The following is a 20,823-nucleotide window of genomic DNA, read 5'->3' on the forward strand; positions in this document are numbered from 1 at the left end:
ACCCTTAAGGCAGTTCACTTTTACACAAGGTTTTGAGGGATGATGAAGTCTTTTCCAATAATCATATAGTTAATCCCTTCGAAGTTTTCTTCGTCATAGCCATTCTCGTCTACTACATCTATATCGTGCAATTGCGCAGAAACCATGATCATATCCGGTCGTGACGGAATTACCATCGATTTTCCATCATTAATTCTGCGAACATCTGTAAAAACTTCTCCATCTTCGCTTTGAAACAATTTTAGATTTGCTACATAATCGATATAGGGTCTTTCTGCAATGAAATTTATTACCACACTGGCGTGAAGGGTTCCCCCTATTTTGATATCGCTATCATCACCATATGCCCAAGGAGACATAAAGCGTTTGATTTCTTCAATTAATTTTGCTTTGTAAAAATTCTCATCAAATCCTTCGTGGAACTTCACTACGCATCGAGTAGATACTTGTAAGTAAAAAGGATTGGATACGGCAATCTCTGCATATGCCGGTGTATGATAGTCCAAATACTCCTGAATCTGAAAAAGCGTATCGGCAGCTACTTTTGGTGCAAACGGATTAAAAGGAAGACGTCCTTTTATGTCAGGTACTACGATAATGTTGACCTTACCTAATTCTTCTGTAGAAGGAAGACATTTTGCCTTATACACCTGCGGGAAACGATCTAATATCATGTGCTCATAATCCCACATGGTCAATCCTCTGTTTTTATGTCGCAATCGCTCACTAAGGCGCTTATATAAACTTCCACCTTGCTCTGCTGGTTTTCCTTTGGAAGAAGTGAAGGGTTGTGTAATCGTATTTATTTCTGAGAAAGAAACTAATGTCTCTGTGATTGAGTTTGCCGGGAGTAACTTCTCAAAATGCGAAGGAGCTACGACATCACTGCTAAAAGTAGCACTAACCACTTGCGCTCTAATATCGATAGTATCTGAAATCCCCGATATATTATTTGCTGCGTTTACCCTAAGCCAATGCAATGATTCACCAGACATTAAAGTATCACCAGTAGTAGCATCTCCCGGAATTGCGATCTTTATAATCCCTGTATTTAATAGACCATTTGTCGTATCCGATAGAATTGCAGAAGTTTTTAAAGAAATCCATTCATTATCTCTAAGATAACACCATTCTAATACGGGTTTTTCTACATCAGGGTTGGCACTACCTTCAGCCATTTGAAATAAAACCGAAAGTATCTGTGGCGCTATACATTGAGAAATACCTATGAAAAGTGTGCCCTCATCATTATAGATAGGTAACAGGCTAGGTATTTTGTCTCTACGTAGTTCTTTATATCCAAAAGGATTGATATGATACATCGTATCCTGATCCGTTGCTTTAGATGTTACTATATTCATGTCTGAATAGGCAGTATATCCAATTCTGAAACTTTTTAGTTTCGGTTGATACGGAGGATTTATTATCAATTTTTTAATTTCATCATTAGTGGATAATGCTTGTCTGGTAAATAGCGTATTGTGTACTGAATTTTGAAAATCCACAGGATCTAATTCTAACCTAAAATATCGATCCCAATCCAGTACTTCATCTTCTCCTACTGCTCCTCTTACATCTTGAGTATATTGGTATTCGGGAGCTTCTTGTTGCATATGATTAGAGAGTGCATCTACACGAACTTTCTCTTCATCGCTAAACAATTTTATGTTGGTCACTGGAATTTCCGCATTACGGTCGTGAAAAAATAATCTGGATTTAAAATCATCATTACTTTTAATCACATAATCACTATCCAAAAAATCTTCTTCTTTTTTATCCGTCTGAATACGCCAATAATTTTCATAATATTCTTTGAAATCTTCGGGAGATTTTAACCACTGTAAATCAATATCTAAATGATGTAGCTTTTTTTGGGATATTTCTTCGTTGGCAAAATAAAAGTTACTTCCTACCTCTGGTTCGAAACCAAAAGGCTCGAAAGGTTTCTTACTGTCTATACTATTTTGGTCATTTTGTAAAGTAAGCTTCTGAATACCTGTATCTCTTGCAGACAATCCTCCAACCTTTACTTCTAGATGCACTTTATTCATCACTAGTTGCATCAGCTTTTGATAACTGCTTTGGTAGCTGTTTTGATCAAGCTCTGATTCAATATGGTTCAATGAAAATACAACTGATGGAAACTCTGATTGAACATATCCTAAAGTATCGGCTACGCCTAATGGAGTAATTGGTGCATCATTTTCAGTTAATCGAATGTTTACTTTCAGCGAATTGAGATACACTTGATCAGTTATAAATTTTCTAACACCATCAAAACGTTCATCGGTACTACCTACATTCACTACTGTTACCTCTGTAGGTGATATCATTTTTATAATCTTACAGATATCACCATTAGGGTACACCAAATATTTACCTATGTCTAAAAGATTAAAATCTTCTCCTTCACTAATTGTAATTACTTGCTCATCGCCTAGATTTAAGGATGTTGTATCTTCATTATTACCAGGTATACCGTATGTACCTTCGGTTTCTAATCCAAGGTAATCCCCAATGGTATACGAAACATCTTTAGGTTGTAACCATCCCTCTTCACTACTTAGATGAGTTAAAAAGGGTTTTGAAATATCTTGATCAAAAAGTGAATTCAATACTTCTGTATCACTATCGATTGCTCCCAAATCAATCAACACCGTAATCTGCCTTTTACCTTCATTAAGTAACAGTGTCGGTGAGCTAATACCAAAACCTATATTTGCCGGCTGTAAAGGTTTGTTTACTAAAGGTGGTCTACTCCCAAAAGTCTTAAAACGCTCACTTTCTTCTTCGTCTCCATACTGGCTAAATGTATTCGCCTTAGCATCTGTAGCTGCATAAATATCTGATATTTCTTCGCTAACAGGAGAGGGGAGTAGTACTCTTCGTACTTGACGATCTGCTAATTCTAAAATTTTGTATGCTTTTTTCCTGTTTTCTTTTTGTAATGCTGCTGCTTCCGAACCCACTTCTGGAGTACTTTGATCCTTACTCGTTTGAACGATGTGAATAAAATCTTGTTTAGAGACTTTAAGTTCTTCTTCAATATAATCAGAGGCTTCTTTATTTTTATTTGTATCGCCACTCTGAAGATCATCAAAGATTAGAGAAAAAGAAGCTTCACTACCTCTATAAATGGGTAAGTTATCTCCGGGTGATGGACTACCATACACATGCTGTAGTAACAGATCAAACCCTTTACTTTCGTGAAGTTTTTTTAGTTCTTGTTGTCGTTCGTTTTTAAGTTTTTCTTTAAAAGCCTGATCCAATATATCATATACATCTTGCCAATCCGTAGCAACTCCATCTTTTTGCTCTTGATTCTTCCGAAAGATTAGGTTGAAGTCTTCTTCTCTAAGAAATAACTTTTTCGTTACATAGCGAACGGCAGATTCGTTCCCTTTTTGCACCTCATCACGTAATTCAAAAATATCTTTTATCTCATTATTGGGGAATACAGGAAGCTGATCACCAGGATTTGGATTTCCTAATGCTAGTTGCATCATATGCGTAAGCGCTTCATCCGGGATTGCAATCTTTTTGCGATGTATATGCTTTATCGTCGCTATTTCCTTCTCAACAAAAACATTTTTAAGTTGAGATATACTCGCTTTACTGATCGTAGCGTCTTTATCAACCGTGTAGTGTAATTCGTTTCCTTCTTCATCTTCTCCTGCAAGTAACACGGTACCTTTTTTGATTTCTATTTGATCTATATTTTCCGCTAGTTCTAATAATACATTCACTACATCGGGGACAGCAGCTTTTGGAGTTAGGCCTAAACGTTCGCGAAAATAAAAGTCGAGATGTCTTTCGGTTAAGCCATTTATTTGTGCCTTTAGATGATTCAATAATTTTAAAAACGAAAGAAAAAGCACTGAATGTGGATTGGATAGCTTGGCACTTTTTTTGGAATCATTTATAAAATGATTTGGATTTTCTATATAGTTTGCCAATTGACGAGCCCACTGCTTTTGTTGTATTTGTCGTGCTACGGGTGAATTTTGCCCATAAATTACGGGGTCATCAATTAAAAATGATTCCCAGGTAGTGGTGGTTTCATTATCTTCATTAAAGAATTGAAGCTCTTTGGCCAAGCGTTGTGATTCTGCAATCAGTTCTTCTATGCTTCGGTTTTCTACCTTTACATAATCGGGATTTAATGCCCGCTGATATCTATCTTGCTGACTGCTTCCGTCTCTAAGAAGAAGTTCGTGAGTTTTTTGAGTATTGATCATCTTTACTGCTGCTATATTTTAATTACGTCCCTTTTATTTTCGTATTACTTGGCATTAACATTCCTTGACCTATATACATAGGCATAGGATCTGGAGTGTTCGCTGGAGGTGGTTGCTTGGCAGGAGATTTAACTTCAAAAACGGCAATGAAGAATTTTCCTTTTAGGATGATATTTTTATTCCCGCTTTTCGTTTTTTGTGTTAATTGATCGGGAGCTAATTGTTTTATTTTTAATGTACCAGATCCAGGTATTACAAAGGGCGGCATGATATAAGAACAATTGGCAACCTCTACTTTTTTCTCATCTCCTTCAATACATACTTTTTTACCCTTAATGGTTGTTTTACCCGAAGCTGCTATTCTACCTGGTTGTACACTAACAATAGCACTACCAAATACAGGAATAAATTTAACCTCGTCACCGTCTGTAATAATACTATCTAATGCCATTTACTATTTTGTTTTATTTTTAAATTTCGAAAGCTATTGCTGAAGCTTCATTAACATAAAATGGATACACTAAATTGAATCGATTATTGGTCATACGAACTGTATACGCTATAGAGAGTGTTATCAAACCATTCTCTGCATCAGCATTATCAACTATTACTTCATCAAGTTTTATTCTTGGTTCGTGATTCAGGATGGCATCAGAAACTACATTTTTTATATTGCTACTAAATCCTTGATCGATCTGTTCAAATAAAAACTGATTCAGATCACAACCAAACCCTGCATTCATCAATCGTTCGTTAAATGTGGTAGACAAAAGTATCTGAAGGCTTTGCTTAATATCTTCTTCTCCTGAAACTTTTTTTACTTCTGCTCCTCCTTCAAAAAACTCTGGAGGAAAAGCCCATCCAACCCCTAAAAATTTATTTTCCATCTTATTGTTGTATTGTTTCTTCTATATCTTTTTCTTCTTCAATTGTATCTCCTTTGTCTATATTCTTCAACTGGAATGCTCCTTGTTGTTGAATTTTTTGGATCAGGTCAACTACTTTTATATACGATAGTTGTCCTAGAGCATTGAGAATTACATTGGTCTCGTCTACTGTTACCTCTAATTTTATGTGTCCCATGTTTATAAAATATTATATCATATCTACTTTCTTTCCTTTGATCTTTACAGCACCCTTTGCATCAATGTTCAAGTCTCCTTTGGTTTTAATTTCAAGATCACCTGCACTATTAATTACCATCCCATTTTTACTTAATTCAATCTGATTTCCGTTGGGATCTTCGAGATGTATACTTTTTTGCTTTTCATCAATACAAATACGGTTATTATCAGAGGTAGCTAGCGTGATTATTTTTTCATCCTCATCAAAAAGTAATTTATATCCGGATTCAGTAAAAATTCCTTTTGATTTATTGTTCTCATCAAAAGATAAAGGAGGTTGATTTTTTGGGTTATATAAAGAACCTAAGATAATAGCGTGTCTGGGGTCGTCATTTAAAAATCCAACCACTACCTCGTCTTCTAACTGTGGTGTAAAAAAAGTTCCATGTTTTTTACCCGCGTCCATTGTTGCCAGACGTGCCCAAACTGTGTTTTTTTTCGTCCCAAATGCTGGAATACATACTTTGATACGAAACTGGTTGGTATCGGTTTTTAGTTCTTTTACTTTACCAATCTGTAATCCATTGATTCCTGGTAATAATCCTGCTGCCGGAGTATCTATAATATCAGGTTTTGAAGTAAACCAATTGGCATCCATACCGATCTGCAGATGCGTTACCCAACCTTCATTTGTTACTTCATGCCGAACTCCTGATATAATATTTCTTCCTGTAAAATTTGTTCCTACTTCTTTAATTTCAATTGTTTTTCCAACTTCAAAATCTATTGTGCCTGGTATTTTAATCCAGCCTCTTACCATTGATAATCTCGATTTCAATAGCTTTGCATCTGACCATGATTGAAGCTCATCAATATCCATTGGTGTTGCCTGAACTAATGTATTTGTTTCTGTTCCTACTGCTTTGGTTATTTCATCTATCTGCTTTTTTTCATTTGCATTAAATAAAATATGATCTTCGCCTATTATCGTTTTGGTTACTTTTTGTGAATTCACATCCCAAGCAATAGCCGAAACTTCGGCATATTGGTTATATCCATTTATTTGTAAATCAAAATCATAAATTTCGTGTTTCCCCAATTCTAGTTCCACCACAGAGGCATCCATATTGGGTTGGATAACCGATATTGTACCATCACTTACACGAACCAATTGTCCGTTAGCTTCTGCTCTTGACACTATAAAATCCCAATCTGTGGCATAATACTGAATCATTTGTGTGTGCTTTACACTCGTCTGATCAACAGTATGTTTCAGTTTATATTGGTTTTTTATGATATCTTCAATGATCGTTTTATCTGTTATATTTTCCTCTTTATTGCTATACACAGCATTTTTACGAACCTTGGTCATTTTAATAGTCTCATCACACAGTTCTAAGGTTAAGGTTGGTCCTACACTATTTAATTCTAGTGACTGATTGACTACAATCCCCACAAAAATGGTTGCTTTGTCTTTAGGCTTTCCTTCATATTTAAGGGTGATCTCAATTTTTTTACCAGGTTCAAAAAACTTGCTATCCAAGATCTTAAACTTCTTTTTGGTCACATCGCCATCTATCAATTTTAGCTCCGCTGTAGGTACCTTATTAAATTCTTTACTGACATCAATAGATAACAAATCAAAATCTGAATTCATCATCTGGTCATCATCTAAGTTTTTAATTTCTGCTGTAACTACTGCCATGGCTTATTGTGCTATAGGTGGGAAATAAATTTCCTGTCCTGGTTTAAGGTTTCTAAAATCGTCTAGGTTATTAGCTTTTGCTACCAACGTATAATACTGTGCGGATCCATAGATTTTTTCGCACATCATAGGCAGTCTATCATGGGCTCCTACTATTCTGTAATGTGTTAGATCCGGAGAGCTTTTATTTTCGTCTTTTAACCGTTCTGATGTTTCTAAGTCTCCAAAAAACTCTGTATTTAGCTCTGCACGTATAGGAATGCCGTGTCTATTAAACAAAGAATAGTTTACCTGTACTGATGCTAACCGACACTTAAATAATAGATCTCCCCATTTTAGGGTGAGATATTTAGGTTCGTGGATTTCTCCATCCATCTTACCCGTAATTTCTAAGAAATCTTGCACGCGTTTATAAACATCTTTATACCCTTTGCCAATCAGATTGATGCTATTGGAAGTGCTTACACCACTACCATCCAAAATAAGTTTTATGCTCAACTTTTCCGGTTTTGTCAGCGCATACTTAGCTTTGCGACCACTGGTATTAATACCTTGTTTTGGATCATATACATTTTGATAGGTCAAGGAGTACGTCTCCGGATTAAACATCGCCTCAAATGTATTTTTCGGAGTAGAAATATCTGTCCGTTTTGCGTTAGTATGCCCTACGATGGTAAGTTTTTCTAGTTTAAAAAAATTAGACAACATAATTATCTTCGATTTTGCTTTTTAATTACTTTCAATACCTGAGTGACACATTCCTGTATTAACTCCTCTTTTCCAGGCTGGTGGGCTTTCAATGAGTTATCCGATGTGCTATCTTCTGCTAGTATTGCTCGGATTACAATTTCTTTTATTTCTACCGGCATCGTTATATACTTATAGTTTGAATTCTGGTATATGCCATTTCCAGCGTATCTATAACTACTGAATTCGCCTGTGCATCAAAATCTGAAACTGACCATTTTACAGGATATGCTTTCATAAAAAGCCAAGACGCTATAGGCACTGGAGTATCTATAATACCGCCTACTTCTTCAAATAAAGTGACCAATACATTAGAGGGTTGAAACTTAAATCTAGAAAAAGCCACATTAAACTCTATACCTAAAGGAGATGGAATAACACTTGTGCTATACCCTCGTTCTAACACCAAATTATTATAGTTTATCCTACCCGGTAATCGGTGAGCGTGTAAATTTTGTCCTCCTTCATTAATTGTTTCCGTCTGTATATCGGCACTAAGCCCACTTACCCGCTGAAATCGAAAATCTATTGGATTCGGAATAAAACCTCCTGCAAAAAAGAAGACTCCAAATCTATGTGACAATGCAGGATTAGGATCTGCTATATTCTTAAATGTTTCTAATGCTTCCATACTATAAATTATTCGTGATGTGTAATTTTTAAATCATGAGCTATCAAATCCAGGCTTTCAATAGCAATATCATTAGTACCTGCACTAAATGAAGGAGCATCTAGTTTAAAAGGTAGTGCTCTATGCACATCCCAGCTCACTAATGCCAGACTATTTTCGTCACATAGTTCTATCCTGATATCTTTCTTTTCTCCTGATCGCAACCAATCATATAAAAAGCTTCTATTTTTTAGAATTCCCCTTTTCAGACTAATATTGATAGGTTTCTGTTGAGCACGGATCAGATGGTATCCCATCGCCCAACTGAATCCGTGCTTATACAGAACATGATCGTGCTCTATTTCTAGTCCTGAGACATCAGAAAAGGACATATCTTCTGCTATACCATCAATAATTACCCTATAGTTATACACCGGTAAAGGATAACTTTCTACAATTGTTTGTTTATCTGTTGCCATAAAAGTTTTTTTAACTATTGGATTCTCAAAGAACTGGTATAAATTAAGCTTCTTCCATGGTTACTCGAGACGCCATAAGCTCCATAGATTCTATGGCTACTTCGCTCGAGCTGGCATCAAAAGAAGGACCTGTGAGTTTCGTAGGAAAAGCATCGATCACTTTCCAGCTTACTACGGTACCTCCAGTTTCGTCTAAAAGGTGGACGATAATATCTTTTTTATCCACACGATTGAGCTCTATACTATTAATCCACTCATAGAATACTGCAATGCTTTTTCCTTTTACATATCCTTTTTCTAAGCTAATATTGACTGCTTGGATCTGTCCTGGCATATACATAATATTAGGACCTACTTTACCACTAGCTGCATGACTCTCTTTGTAGGTAATAGCCTCAAATCCCAGATCTAATCCGGACACTTTGGAGAAACTAAAGGATACACCATCTATATCTACTCTATAATTATAAATCGGTAATGGGTAATCCGTTGCGATTTGTTCTTTTGTTAACGCCATCTTTTACTTTTTTTAATAGTTTACTACTGTATGATGTATTAGCTCTTTTTTTACAGAAACTAGTATCATCATATTATTTTTATTTATGTTCAAAACACTAAACTTCTTGTAGTTTATGAGAGAATTTTAATACAATAAACTCAGCAGGTCTCGCAGCCGCGATACCAATTTCTACAATCATTTTTCCTTCTAGAATATCTTGCTGTGTCATTGTTTTACCGAGCCCAATATTTACAAAATAGGCCTGCTCTTCTGTGGATCCTGCTAAGCCACCTTGCTGCCAGATGCCATACAGAAAACTCTCAATCATTGCTTTTACTTTTAACCATGTTGCTACATCATTAGACTCAAAAACAGCAAAGTGAGATGCTTTTTTAGTAGACTCTTCGATCATATTGAATAATCTACGTACTGGAACATATCTCCATTCATTATCGTTACCAGCCAGTGTGCGTGCTCCCCAAACCATAGTGCCTTTACCCACAAAACTGCGAATAGCATTGACTGATTTTCCTGCAGTGGTATCTACATTAAGACGTTCTTGATTCGCTGAAGAAATTTTTTCTACAGGTCCAATTACTGAGTTTAAACTCAAATTAGCCGGAGCTTTCCATACACCTCTTTGCCTATCAATGGTAGCGTATACTCCTGCGATAGCTGCACTTGGAGGTAAAATGATTTTCTCTTTTGTTAGTTCACTTACAATTTTGCTGTAAAGTGCTGTTCCTTTTTTAGTATCCAGTGTAAAGGATCCTTCTGTGATTGCCGTACTTCCAAAATCCTGACCTCCTGTTCCCTCTGTTCTTTTGATAATACCATTTTCTTCTATAGCAACGATTTCAAAACCCTTTTTATCATTAACTCCTTCCCAGGCGGTTATAATATCACTAGCAGAAATACCCGCTTCAGGAACATTGAAAATAGTCAACAAATTATTGTCTGATATCGTAAAGTCTATATCAGCTCCACTACCGCCATTTACTCTAAATTTTGGAATATCAGATTCACTTCCTTCAAAAGAAATTTTGATATCTTGATATACTACTTGGAATACACCGCTTTCTTGTGTAGAAGAGAATTTTGAAATACTTACATCACTATCCTTATAAATGTAGTTAAGAGAAGTTTGTAAATAGGGTGTATAGGCAGCACCGTATTTTAAGTTATTGGTACCTATCCCATTTCTGAATCCTTCAGCATCTTTATCGTCCCTCTTAATATCAAAAATGCAAAACCTATCTTTTAAGTCTTCACACTGAGCTAATGCTTGTTGACAAATCTCGTAGTAATCATCACTTGCTAATTTAGCAGCTTCTCCAAGCATGATAAGGGTAGGTTCATCTTCTTTTCTTAAGATATCAAGACCTGCTAAAAATCCATCTTTGCTTGCAGTATCCGTGTACGATCCAACAGATACGATATAGCAATCGCCTCCACCATTTTTAAAATAATGATCTATTGCATAGTACAAAGTACTTTTTGGAGCCTCTGCAGTCACACTCTTTACAGTTTCATCTTCGTTAATTTCTACCGAAAACGAAGTGGATTGTGCTTTTCCAAATATTTCTTTGAACTCTAAAAACGTAGAAATTCTCACGGCCATATTAGCCACATTTTTACCTTCTTTTATCGCTTTTTCTGTATAACCAATAAATGCAGGTACGGCTGTAGATACGGCTGCTACTGATTGCGGTAATAGTGGCACCTCTTCTGTATATACACCAGGTGTTAAAAAATTAGACATATTCTATTAATTTTAAATGATTACAATTTTGGGCATTTCTTAAAACTCACTATTGCTATGAAAGCTGTATTTTAAAAAATGCTATTTATTTACTTGATTTTAATAATTTGAATACCTTGATCACTTGATTTGGGGTTAGGCAAATGTTTAATGAGGGTTGAATCTGCTTGGATCACCGAGTCTTTTTGTATTAGCTTAATATCCTTTATCGGTTTATTGCTGCTTGGGATAGAGGTGTTTGACTCGAAAACTAATATTTTCGTATCCGGAAAATTCAGTCTTAGGGATGTTATTATTTGGTCGGAAGTATCATCTTCTTTAATTTCCAACTCCTTAAATTGTAGTTGTTCATCTTTAGCGTCGATAACTATATTAGAGTCATCAGGGTTTGCAAGGAAATAGTATTTCCATTTTATAGATTTTGAGTTAAAAACTACCTGATACACAGGAGAAGTAACATTGATGTCTGTGATAACTTCACTTGCTTTTATTTCTACTCTTGCCATTGCAGAAAAACCTTTAAACTTGCCTTCTTGAACCGTTTCAGATCTTACTAGCTCAACATTATCAACACCTAATCTTTCATTGGTAAAAAGCATCATTTTATCGTTTTCAAACCCTGAAGTATCCGTGAACTCCAGAACGCTATCTGATGTTGGGAATACATGGAAAACAAATACATCATTGGACTCTATGCCAGATAGAATAGTATTTTTTTCTTTCTCAGGTATTAAAACCTTAATCCCTTTTCCCGTTCTTTTTATAAGAAAATGCTGCTTTTCTAAAAGCCTTCTTGTTTGCGCCTCAGGTAACAGGATCAAGTCTGCTATTTCATCCAAAAAATAGTGATGCACAATTTCTATTTGAAAGAATTCCCCGTATTTCATCTGTATTTGTATTCTTTATTTATACTTCTATAAAACTTATCTTGACTTTTCGGTAAGATTGAGTTGTAAATCCAAAGCCGGTGCTCCTACAAATTCTATACTTTGTTCATCAACAAAGGACAATAGGCGCACTTTATATAGAACTGAAGGCAAATAAGAGGTATTCAAAGAATGCCATACTTGATTTTGCTCTTCGAGGGGAAGTGATATAAGTTCTACAATTAATTTTTCTATATTTTCATCAGACAATTCGGGTGAATTTTTAGGGGTAAAAATTCTGTTGGCCTGAAAAAACTTAATTACATAAGAAAGAAATTTAAGAGACTGTTTATAATCATTAAATTTTGAAACAAATAGTATTAATAATTCAACTCTAATTTCAGGGTTTATTTGAGTTCTCACCCCATCCCGAATTACTCCGGCATATTGATCCGAATTTCTGAATTTACGATCTTCTGAAATATTGATCAGAAAAGGTGTCACCGCATTATTAGTAAATGTAATCGGGTCATTATTGTTACTATCAATAAACTTTACACGGTCACTATCTCCATCAGTTTTTAATTTGAAATATTCGTTCAATTTTTCTTTTAAAACACTTAAGGTTATATCGATCATTGTAATTGACTTTTGTTGAAACAGTATCCAAAACCGGATATCTTACGAGTTCAAATTTATCCGTAATTTCCCCGTTCAACTGTAACAATTCCGACGAATCCTGTGACAATTACGACATAGCAAAATGAAGATCTTCTATATTGCTATTAAATTTTTGTGCTAATGAAGTCGGGCGAATACCAAACTCTCTTTTAAAACACTTAGAGAAGTAAGATGGACTAGAAAAACCATATTGAAAAGCTACTTCTGCCACAGTATAATTATATGACATCAAAGCCTGTTTAGCTTTATTTAACCGTGTAGAGGTAATAAGTTGATTTGGTGATTTATTGGTTGTAGCTTTGATCTTACGCTGTAATTGTCTTTCACTCATTCCTATCTTCCTACTCAACATCTCTACTCCGAAAGCATCATTTTCCAGATGTTGATCAATAACCTGCAATACATCTTCTAAAAAAGAATCGTAGTGGCAAAAACTACCTGATTTTACAATTTCATTTTGATCTTTTGATTTAGAATTTTTCGTTACAGAGTATAGTTTACATAAATCATGAGATGTGGTATCAAGTATTGAAGTATCCTCTATAAAACTAAACTCTGCTCCTGATAATAAATGCTTTATGGTCTGAGTTGCCAGAATCTGATTGGGGTTTATCTGAGAACGCATAGCGGTGATCATATAATCATCCCGATCATCAAGAAATTTAGAACTATCACGTGCTCCTTCTTTCATATAAATCCCCATAGATATTGATGTTTTTGAATTTTGCAAAGTATCCTGTAAATCTATACTGCATTGGATTGCTCTACCAGGAGCTTCGAAAACTGCTACAAAGCATTTTTTATCAGGATGAATTATTTTACCGCCATATTTCTTCACAAATTCGCTAACTATCTCTAATCTAAGGCTTGACTTTAGAGATGATACGATTTGTCCAAATAATACTGTAAACAGACCGTTTCTATAATTAACATCCAATTTAGTTTTTTTGATAAAAGTTTTCATCTCACCCAAAATTTCTTTTGTATTTCCAACCCAAAAAAGATGATCTGCTCCTTCAAACTCTACAAATTTAGAATCCTTGATATGTTGAGCAATAAACTTCCCTTCTTCAATTTTCACATCTATATCATTAGTACGTTGCATAATTAAAGTAGGTACTTTTATATATTTTAGAATATCAATAATATTTACTGCTGTATTCATTTTGGTAAGTTTTAAAGCCGCTCTGGGACTAGCTCCAGATCTAAAATAGCTCGCCAACCAGTTCATAAATTGCGTATCCTGAGCCTTGGAGGGGGCTAATGATTCCAAATGCATTTTGCCACCACACCAGTTGTTTTCGATCATATCATACAACTTTTGTCGTTCATCATCAGTAGGTGCCCAAGGATAGTCTGATGAATATCTACGCTTCGCAAAAATCCCAAAAGTAATTAATGAAATTACACGATTAGGATATGTAGCGCTAAACAGGGCGGATACACTTCCCCCTTCGGAATGACCAAAAAGAACCGCTTTTTCTGAATCTACAGCATCCATAACCGCACTAATATCCTCCATCCGTTCCTCTAGAGTGGAGAGTTCCACTACTCGATCAGAAAGTCCTGTTCCTCGTTTATCGAAGAGAATAACCCTTGCCATTTTACCAAGCTCCTGGAAAAAATCTACTAATTCAGGACAAGCCCACATCCAATCAATATTCGAAACCCACCCCGGAATATACACTAAGTCTATTGGACCTGATCCAAAAACTTGATAAGCTATATTGATATTTCCACTTTTTGTATATTGTATTGGTGGAACCAAAAATTCTCTCTGCTCCTTCATAATTCATTTTTTTGATAATATCTCTTGTCAGTGAATAAACCATAACGGTTTTTAAAAAACGTTGTAGACAAAGAAGTAAGTCGTGTGAACAATTGCTAAAAAACTTTTACATATAGCTCGGTCTACAGTCCTTTTCAGAAATACTATTCATTACCTTTTAATATAAAACCTAGTCAATATCAAAAATAAAAAAGGTTGGATATTTCCCACTAAAACCAACGTATACAATAGGTAGACCGGATAAGGTAAATTGTTAAAAATAAGGGTACAAAGCGTAGACAAGTAATAAATAAATAATTGATAATCAGTTATTTATTATTTATATTTTTTATGACATCAAGATACTATCACCTTATTTATTCTTGTCCCAATTGTATTAAATAGGATAGAATTTCTTGCTTGGAATCCAATTCCAGTTTTTTACGAAGACGGTAACGTGCCGTTTTTACACTCTCTGGCGATATTCCAAGTATACTGGCTGTTTCCTTGGTATTAAGATTCAGTCGGATTAATGAGCAAATTTTTAGATCATTTGTACTCAAATCTGCGTGTTTAGATTTTAACTTAGAATAGAATCCCTGATGAGCATCTTCAAAAAATCTACTAAAATCTTCCCAGTCCCTATCAATACTAAGGTTCTTTCGTATTATTTTATTGAGATCAATAATCAACTTATCTTTTTCAATGGTAGAAGATTTTTTGATGCCCTTTATGGTCTTCTGTAATTGTTGGACAACTTCATTTTTTTTTATAAAATTAAGTGCATATGACGTAAGTTCTTTATTCTTGAAATCTAATTGTTGTTTTAATTCCTGTTGTTTTAGTTCAGAGTTTTCTAAATCTTTCTGGGCAAGGGCATATACTGATTCCAGAAGTTCCTGGGTTTTGTCAGATAGTTGTTTACTCTTTTTAGCGCGCTGTCTGGATATAACATAAATCACATATCCACAGATGGATATAATCGTAACTCCCAGAATCAAAATGAGTTTTATAAAATTATCTGTTTTTTCTTTTGCTTTAAGTACTTGTAGTTCTTTATTTTTCTTTCTTAACTCGTTCTCAAACTCCAAATAGGCTATTTGCTTTGATTTTTCTGAATTAAAAAGAGAATCTTTTAAGGCTATATACTTTTCATAAAATATAAAAGCTTCTTCGGGTTTATATTGCTGTTTTTTTAATTCTTTCAATTCTTCGTACGCAAATAACTCATACTTCTTTAAGTTATTTTCTTTAGCAAGTTTCAGGCCTTTATCTAATTTAATCAACGCTTCATTAAGACGATTAGAAAGTCTTAGAATTTTTCCGTAGATAATAAGATTATTGGTCAATCCGTCGATATCATTAACAGTACTGCCTAATACCATCGACCTCTTAATATGGTAAGAGGCTTGCTCAATTTCATTTCTATGAAGGTACAATATGCCTAGTCTATTATGTGCCTCGGCTATTCCATAGGTGAAATTATTGGTAGTATGCATTTGTAGTGCATATGTTAAATATTGTAGTGCCTCAGTATCCTTATGTTGCTCTATGAGAAGCGTTCCTATTTTGGTAAAAGTAGTCGCTATCCTACCTTTTAATCCCAATGCAGTAAATTCATTAATAGCCTGCTCATAATAATGTAGCGCTTTTTCATACTCTTTAAGATCGGCATACACCATACCAATATTAAGTCTGGTATTAGCAAGTCCTGTTTTATCCTGAATCTTTTTATAAAATTTATGGGAAGTGTTTAGGTATTCTAACGCCTTGTTTTGATTGCCCTGTGCCCAATAAGCAACTCCGATGACACGATTTGCTTTTGCCAAACCATTTGGATAGCCCAATATTCTTGATAATCGAAATGCTTCTTTACCAAAACTAATAGACTTATCAGTATCTATAATCCAATATTCAAAACCAATGGCATTAAGAAGATCTACCTTTATAAAATCATCTTCTTTATGTGTATTCAATTGCTGCAGTAAACTATCAATTTTCTGAGTTTTATCTACTGCATATGCAAAATTAAGTGAGAAAAGAATTCCTATAATGATACAGGTGATTATTTTTTTTATATATAGATATCTTTGTGATTGACATAAAGAAACTTTAAAAAAAATCATGAAAAATTATGGTTACAGGTAAAAGTGGTTTTTTAAGTTTTTTTCAATTTGCTATAAAACTACTTATCATTTTCTTAAACGACCTCGTAACAAGTGTTAAATCGTTAGATACAATTTAGATTTTTAAATTTCTCTTTCCATTTTGTATAATGAAAGGTAATGTCTCATATATAACTGTCAGTTATGGGTTTTGATTTTGATTTTTAAAATCCATATGCCTTTTTTGCATTTTGAACCTGTTCTCTTTCAGTTGTTTCGGGATAAAGAATATATTTAGGTGCAATAATTGGTTTAACCCGTTCCGGAGTAATTTCTGTTATAGTTGCAAAAGGAAAATTTCCGCCCGTCATTTGAGTTAATAAATTTTCCATCTCCGAGAATTCAGAATCAGTTTTTTTAATAATTCTTGCTTTTCCTTTTACTTGAAATCCCTTCTGCACCAAAATATCAATAAAACTTACACAAACATTTTCGTTTTGCTTGATATTCTTAACCGTTTGTGGTGAAGCAATATTCGCAACAATTATCTTGTCCGTTCCGTAATAGTTGAATATTTCTTTTGGTGAAACATTTGGAATTCCGTCAGGTGATACAGTCGCAACCCAGCACAAAACGCTTTTATCAATATATTCTTTTATTTCTATTGTCAATTCCATTTTTGCAGCGTATTCAAAACTACCATATAGCCGTCAGTTATGAGTTTTAAGTTACTAATTTTTGGTTAAGCACAAGCATTAACAATTCTAAGTAGAGGATAATATAGTTGAATACACCGTAATTTCGGTTATAAATTGTTGTATACCATGCTTTATTCATTATTTGAAATTCTATTAATATTCCACAATGCAATTGTAGATGCCATAAAAAAGACGATTAAGATAAGATTTAAGTATCCTCCACATACTATAATCCAAATCTTGCCTGACAAATTATTACAAATGAAGTCCTGAATTAAAAAAGGAATAAGCGGAAAAAAAAGAATAATCCATCTCGGATATAAAGTTTTTCTTTTCCAAACCTGGACGATGAACAAAATAGATAAAACTCCAAAAATGGGATAAACAAATAACCTTAAAACATTACTAGTCTCTGCGGCAAGCGAGACGGCCTCATTGATATCAAGATTATATTGGGTAGCTAATTTCGCCGAGGTTGCAATAGAAACATATGCACCATGAATAACCCCATAAGCTATTACGATAGCTCCAAAACAAAATAATAGAGTATTCCTTACCACTGGTTTACTTGGTTTAAACGCATGATATACCTGTATCACTCCAAGCATATAAAACCAAGCAGCTAAAAGAGCAGTAATAGCACTTGCAATAATCCTAAAGTCTGATGCTCTACCCATGTTCTCCCTAAAATTGGTATTACTGTGATCATAATAAAAAAGCATGTCTCCAGCAAACAGAGTTAACCCACCAATTATTCCGAATAGTCCAAAAACTCTAATCCAAAACTGATTTATTTTCATTGATTGTTGTTATTTCGCATCTGACTCACGGTTAAATTCACTATAAAATCCCTACATAAAAATTAAACCAGTTAGTAGAAAAATTAAAAGAGTTTCTTTATTTCAGAAAATGGGCACAACCACAAGTATAAAGAACTTTACCTGCCATTAGGTGCCATAATTGTTATATATTGTTACCTCCTTTTATTGTTAATTCCATTTCATATTGATCGATTAAGTTTTCTAGTCCAATCTGTCTTAGGGTATCTATCTTTTCTGTTAATCGTTCATCCACATTGTTGATTTTAATCGTTGGTGAAATACTCTTAATTGCGCAAAAAAGTCTATTCCAGCATTTGTTATTGGGTTTTAAAATATCAAACTGAGCTACATAACCGCTTTCTGGTTTAATTACAAAAAACGATTCAGGTTCTCCATTATTTTCAACTAGAAAGTGAGTATACTTCCCTACTAGGATTGATTCTTTTTGATTATCCCAAGAATAGAAATGCTGATTTGGTAGTCCAGTCCAATTAATGTTTTCAATATTAACTTCTTCTAGCTTAAAAGACGTGGGGTGATCTATTTTTATGTTCCCACTAAAACATTTATAGGTTTTAATTTTTTTAAACCCTATCTTCTTATAAGAACGTATTGCTCTTGTATTATTCGTAATCACTTCCAGTGTACTTTTTTCAATATTATTTTTCTCTAATACCTGGAGAGCATATTGATAAATCGATTCAACTATTCTATTCCCCCTATATTTTGGAATAACCCCTGTTCCCGAATTATATGCCGTAAGTACTCCATTCCTTTTATCAATAGAATGAATTATGAATCCAACTAATTTTTCGTTATCAAACATTCCATATGAAAAACTGAAGTCAACTTTAGAAGCTTTCCATCTTTCTGAATAGTAATTTCTATCCGTGGGCATTTTAACAAAGTAATTTTCGAATGCCAATAAAAAGCAATCTAATAATTCATCAAAAGATGTGTTGGATAGATTTTTTACTGTCATTTTTTTGATCGATGGTAAGGGTTAGTATATCTAGCATTGCATCCCGAAAAGGTATTGCGATTTCATATACATTGTTATTCCCCCTTAATTTATTCTTCGTTGATTTCAATAATTTCTTTATCAGCTTGGAAATAGTCTTTTGTGTTTTGCTCAATCGCTTTCTTGAGATTAACAAGATTTGCTTCCTCTTGTGTTTTAATTGAGCCTCCTATTAATGCCATTATGGATTTTGAAATCATTCCATTTCCCACTGTAGTGGTGCTTGAATTGATTTTTGTTTTTCCATCAATAGAAGTCAGGGACATTTTATAATCCATATTCATAAAATCGTCCTCAAAAGTCATAGATATAGACTTGTTAGGAACGATATCCGTAATGGTCTCTCGTATACTCATTTGCTGCCCATCATTATCAAAATACACAAGTGAAACTGCACCAACAGTACCAGGAGTACCGCTAAGATGTTCAATTTTTTGAAATCCAGGTAACCATTCCGACATCTTCTCTTCATCTTGGACTACAGCCCAAGATTCAGCAGCTGGCTTTTCAACTATTATTTCACAGTCATAAGCTAATTCAGGTTTGATAATCCCAATTAAAAAAAAACCAATAACCAAGATGGTTATAAATCCAAGAATATATTTTAAGTATTTCATAACTCTGATAATTTTCGTTTTCAATTATTAGTTATCTGCTGTAAGATAACGCTAAACATATGAATCACAGCGAGGAAAACACACCTTAGCCCATCGATTTATCTATGTATTTTTATTTCTTATTCAATTTATAAAAATTTAATGCCATTACAAAAAGGAAATAATTTCTTGATCCAGCACTATATTTTACTCTGATTTTATATCTAATGTTAGTAGGTGACCTTTTTATATTCAGTTTTAACAACTTTATGGTTATTTGCTAAGTTTTTATTTAGAATGTATATTTTTCCAAACTTCCGACTAAGCATCAAAACCTGTATTAATTATATTTAGAGAACTGGACTAGAGCTTTTCATAGGACACCTTGTTGGCAACAGTTATTTTCATTCAAAATTCAGCAAGTCGGGTTTTAAGAATTCCGTTCGTGCTTTATCAGAACTGAAAATATTGAAACTGTAATGAGTATTTACTAATTCTTTAAATTCAGATTTTAATTGGGGAAACTCATCAATGAAATCATTAAAATTATCTGATTCGGATTTTCGTATAAAGTGGTTCACAATTCTGATAGCGACTATCGTTAACGTCTTATGATATTTATCTTTTCCTCCAACAATCTCAACAAAATTCTGAAGTTGTTTTTGTATATGTTTTTCGGCTTGTTTAATTCCAAACTTATCTATGTATAACCAAGCTAAACGTAAATGAGCTTCGTGATTAAATATTTGAGGGTTTAATGAGCCATTCTTGAATTGTTCAATGAAATTAGAATCTGTTAATTGATTATGATTTAGATTATTCTCCATTTTTTAATTGATTTTCAATGTTAGTTATGTAACGTTTTACAGCCTTAAACAGATAACCTTCTTCCACAAATTTGCTAACTAATGGTGTGCTTTTTTTGTATAATCCAGCATTGTATTCCAACCAAGTAATTGCTGTTGAATTTTCCGCTTTTCCTTTTGTACAATAAATATCAATACGTTGAATCTCAAAGTCATCCCAAACAACAAGGTATTGTATATGTCCATTTTCTGGATTGTAATCTGTAACAGATAGCATAACGTCAAGTTCATCATACTTTGAGAATAAGACTTACCCTTTTACGGTTCCGTTTTCTCCTTTTTTTAATTCAGTTGGAT

The 20,823-nt window shown here is 34.0% G+C and carries 21 protein-coding genes; all 21 read right to left on the reverse strand.

Translation table 11 applies throughout. The annotated features are described in order from the left end of the window. Positions 1 to 20: 20 nt before the first annotated feature. The 21 genes from J8M14_RS11505 to J8M14_RS11605 all read right to left on the reverse strand — a co-directional run bounded on the left by J8M14_RS11505 (position 21) and on the right by J8M14_RS11605 (position 20,743). On the reverse strand, positions 21 to 4,238 hold the full coding sequence (locus J8M14_RS11505) for a baseplate J/gp47 family protein (RefSeq protein ID WP_211074774.1): 4,218 nt from the start codon (positions 4,236 to 4,238) through the stop codon (positions 21 to 23). Positions 4,239 to 4,260: 22 nt separating this feature from the next. Then, the gene (locus tag J8M14_RS11510) at positions 4,261 to 4,689 is read right to left on the reverse strand and encodes a hypothetical protein (protein ID WP_211074775.1); all 429 of its coding nucleotides are present in this window, start codon (positions 4,687 to 4,689) and stop codon (positions 4,261 to 4,263) included. 19 nt (positions 4,690 to 4,708) lie between these two features. After that, on the reverse strand, positions 4,709 to 5,125 hold the full coding sequence (locus J8M14_RS11515; RefSeq protein WP_211074776.1) for a GPW/gp25 family protein: 417 nt from the start codon (positions 5,123 to 5,125) through the stop codon (positions 4,709 to 4,711). 1 nt (position 5,126) lies between these two features. Then, entirely contained in the window at positions 5,127 to 5,321 is a 195-nt protein-coding gene (locus J8M14_RS11520; RefSeq protein WP_211074777.1) for a hypothetical protein, read from the reverse strand. A gap of 12 nt (positions 5,322 to 5,333) precedes the next feature. Further along, positions 5,334 to 7,007, reverse strand: coding sequence for a type VI secretion system tip protein VgrG (vgrG, locus tag J8M14_RS11525; RefSeq protein WP_211074778.1), 1,674 nt, complete (start codon positions 7,005 to 7,007; stop codon positions 5,334 to 5,336). 3 nt (positions 7,008 to 7,010) lie between these two features. Then, complete coding sequence (locus J8M14_RS11530; protein WP_211074779.1) at positions 7,011 to 7,715, reverse strand: hypothetical protein; 705 nt, start codon at positions 7,713 to 7,715, stop codon at positions 7,011 to 7,013. 2 nt (positions 7,716 to 7,717) lie between these two features. Then, on the reverse strand, positions 7,718 to 7,876 hold the full coding sequence (locus tag J8M14_RS11535) for a DUF5908 family protein (protein ID WP_211074780.1): 159 nt from the start codon (positions 7,874 to 7,876) through the stop codon (positions 7,718 to 7,720). A 2-nt stretch (positions 7,877 to 7,878) separates the two neighbouring features. After that, complete coding sequence (locus J8M14_RS11540) at positions 7,879 to 8,385, reverse strand: phage tail protein (RefSeq protein WP_211074781.1); 507 nt, start codon at positions 8,383 to 8,385, stop codon at positions 7,879 to 7,881. A gap of 8 nt (positions 8,386 to 8,393) precedes the next feature. Continuing rightward, the gene (locus J8M14_RS11545) at positions 8,394 to 8,843 is read right to left on the reverse strand and encodes a phage tail protein (RefSeq protein ID WP_211074782.1); all 450 of its coding nucleotides are present in this window, start codon (positions 8,841 to 8,843) and stop codon (positions 8,394 to 8,396) included. A gap of 43 nt (positions 8,844 to 8,886) precedes the next feature. Further along, positions 8,887 to 9,360, reverse strand: coding sequence for a phage tail protein (locus J8M14_RS11550; RefSeq protein ID WP_211074783.1), 474 nt, complete (start codon positions 9,358 to 9,360; stop codon positions 8,887 to 8,889). 97 nt (positions 9,361 to 9,457) lie between these two features. Next, entirely contained in the window at positions 9,458 to 11,104 is a 1,647-nt protein-coding gene (locus J8M14_RS11555) for a phage tail sheath C-terminal domain-containing protein (RefSeq protein WP_211074784.1), read from the reverse strand. Positions 11,105 to 11,193: 89 nt separating this feature from the next. Beyond that, positions 11,194 to 11,991 (reverse strand): hypothetical protein, encoded by a 798-nt coding sequence (locus tag J8M14_RS11560; protein WP_211074785.1) that lies wholly within the window; start codon positions 11,989 to 11,991, stop codon positions 11,194 to 11,196. Positions 11,992 to 12,027: 36 nt separating this feature from the next. Continuing rightward, positions 12,028 to 12,609 carry a DUF4255 domain-containing protein gene (locus tag J8M14_RS11565; RefSeq protein WP_211074786.1) on the reverse strand — a complete coding sequence of 194 codons (582 nt, stop codon included), beginning with the start codon at positions 12,607 to 12,609 and terminating at the stop codon, positions 12,028 to 12,030. A gap of 109 nt (positions 12,610 to 12,718) precedes the next feature. Then, positions 12,719 to 14,440, reverse strand: a complete 1,722-nt coding sequence (locus J8M14_RS11570) for an alpha/beta fold hydrolase (protein ID WP_211074787.1) — start codon at positions 14,438 to 14,440, stop codon at positions 12,719 to 12,721. A gap of 356 nt (positions 14,441 to 14,796) precedes the next feature. Then, a complete protein-coding gene (locus J8M14_RS11575; protein ID WP_211074788.1) occupies positions 14,797 to 16,545 on the reverse strand; it encodes a tetratricopeptide repeat protein in 1,749 nt (582 codons plus the stop codon). A 203-nt stretch (positions 16,546 to 16,748) separates the two neighbouring features. Next, positions 16,749 to 17,201, reverse strand: a complete 453-nt coding sequence (locus tag J8M14_RS11580; protein ID WP_211074789.1) for a pyridoxamine 5'-phosphate oxidase family protein — start codon at positions 17,199 to 17,201, stop codon at positions 16,749 to 16,751. A 152-nt stretch (positions 17,202 to 17,353) separates the two neighbouring features. Then, positions 17,354 to 18,022, reverse strand: a complete 669-nt coding sequence (locus tag J8M14_RS11585) for a DUF6796 family protein (RefSeq protein ID WP_211074790.1) — start codon at positions 18,020 to 18,022, stop codon at positions 17,354 to 17,356. Between the two features lie 163 nt (positions 18,023 to 18,185). Continuing rightward, positions 18,186 to 19,025: a GNAT family N-acetyltransferase gene (locus tag J8M14_RS11590; RefSeq protein ID WP_211074791.1), complete on the reverse strand. Its 840-nt coding sequence runs from the start codon at positions 19,023 to 19,025 to the stop codon at positions 18,186 to 18,188. Positions 19,026 to 19,114: 89 nt separating this feature from the next. Further along, positions 19,115 to 19,681 (reverse strand): SRPBCC family protein, encoded by a 567-nt coding sequence (locus tag J8M14_RS11595; RefSeq protein WP_211074792.1) that lies wholly within the window; start codon positions 19,679 to 19,681, stop codon positions 19,115 to 19,117. 383 nt (positions 19,682 to 20,064) lie between these two features. Next, complete coding sequence (locus J8M14_RS11600) at positions 20,065 to 20,487, reverse strand: hypothetical protein (RefSeq protein ID WP_211074793.1); 423 nt, start codon at positions 20,485 to 20,487, stop codon at positions 20,065 to 20,067. Further along, on the reverse strand, positions 20,477 to 20,743 hold the full coding sequence (locus J8M14_RS11605; RefSeq protein ID WP_211074794.1) for a hypothetical protein: 267 nt from the start codon (positions 20,741 to 20,743) through the stop codon (positions 20,477 to 20,479). Before J8M14_RS11605 ends, J8M14_RS11600 begins: the two co-directional genes overlap by 11 nt. Positions 20,744 to 20,823: the final 80 nt, after the last annotated feature.

It is taken from the genome of Aquimarina sp. MMG016, assembly GCF_018100805.1.
GTDB lineage: Bacteria > Bacteroidota > Bacteroidia > Flavobacteriales > Flavobacteriaceae > Aquimarina.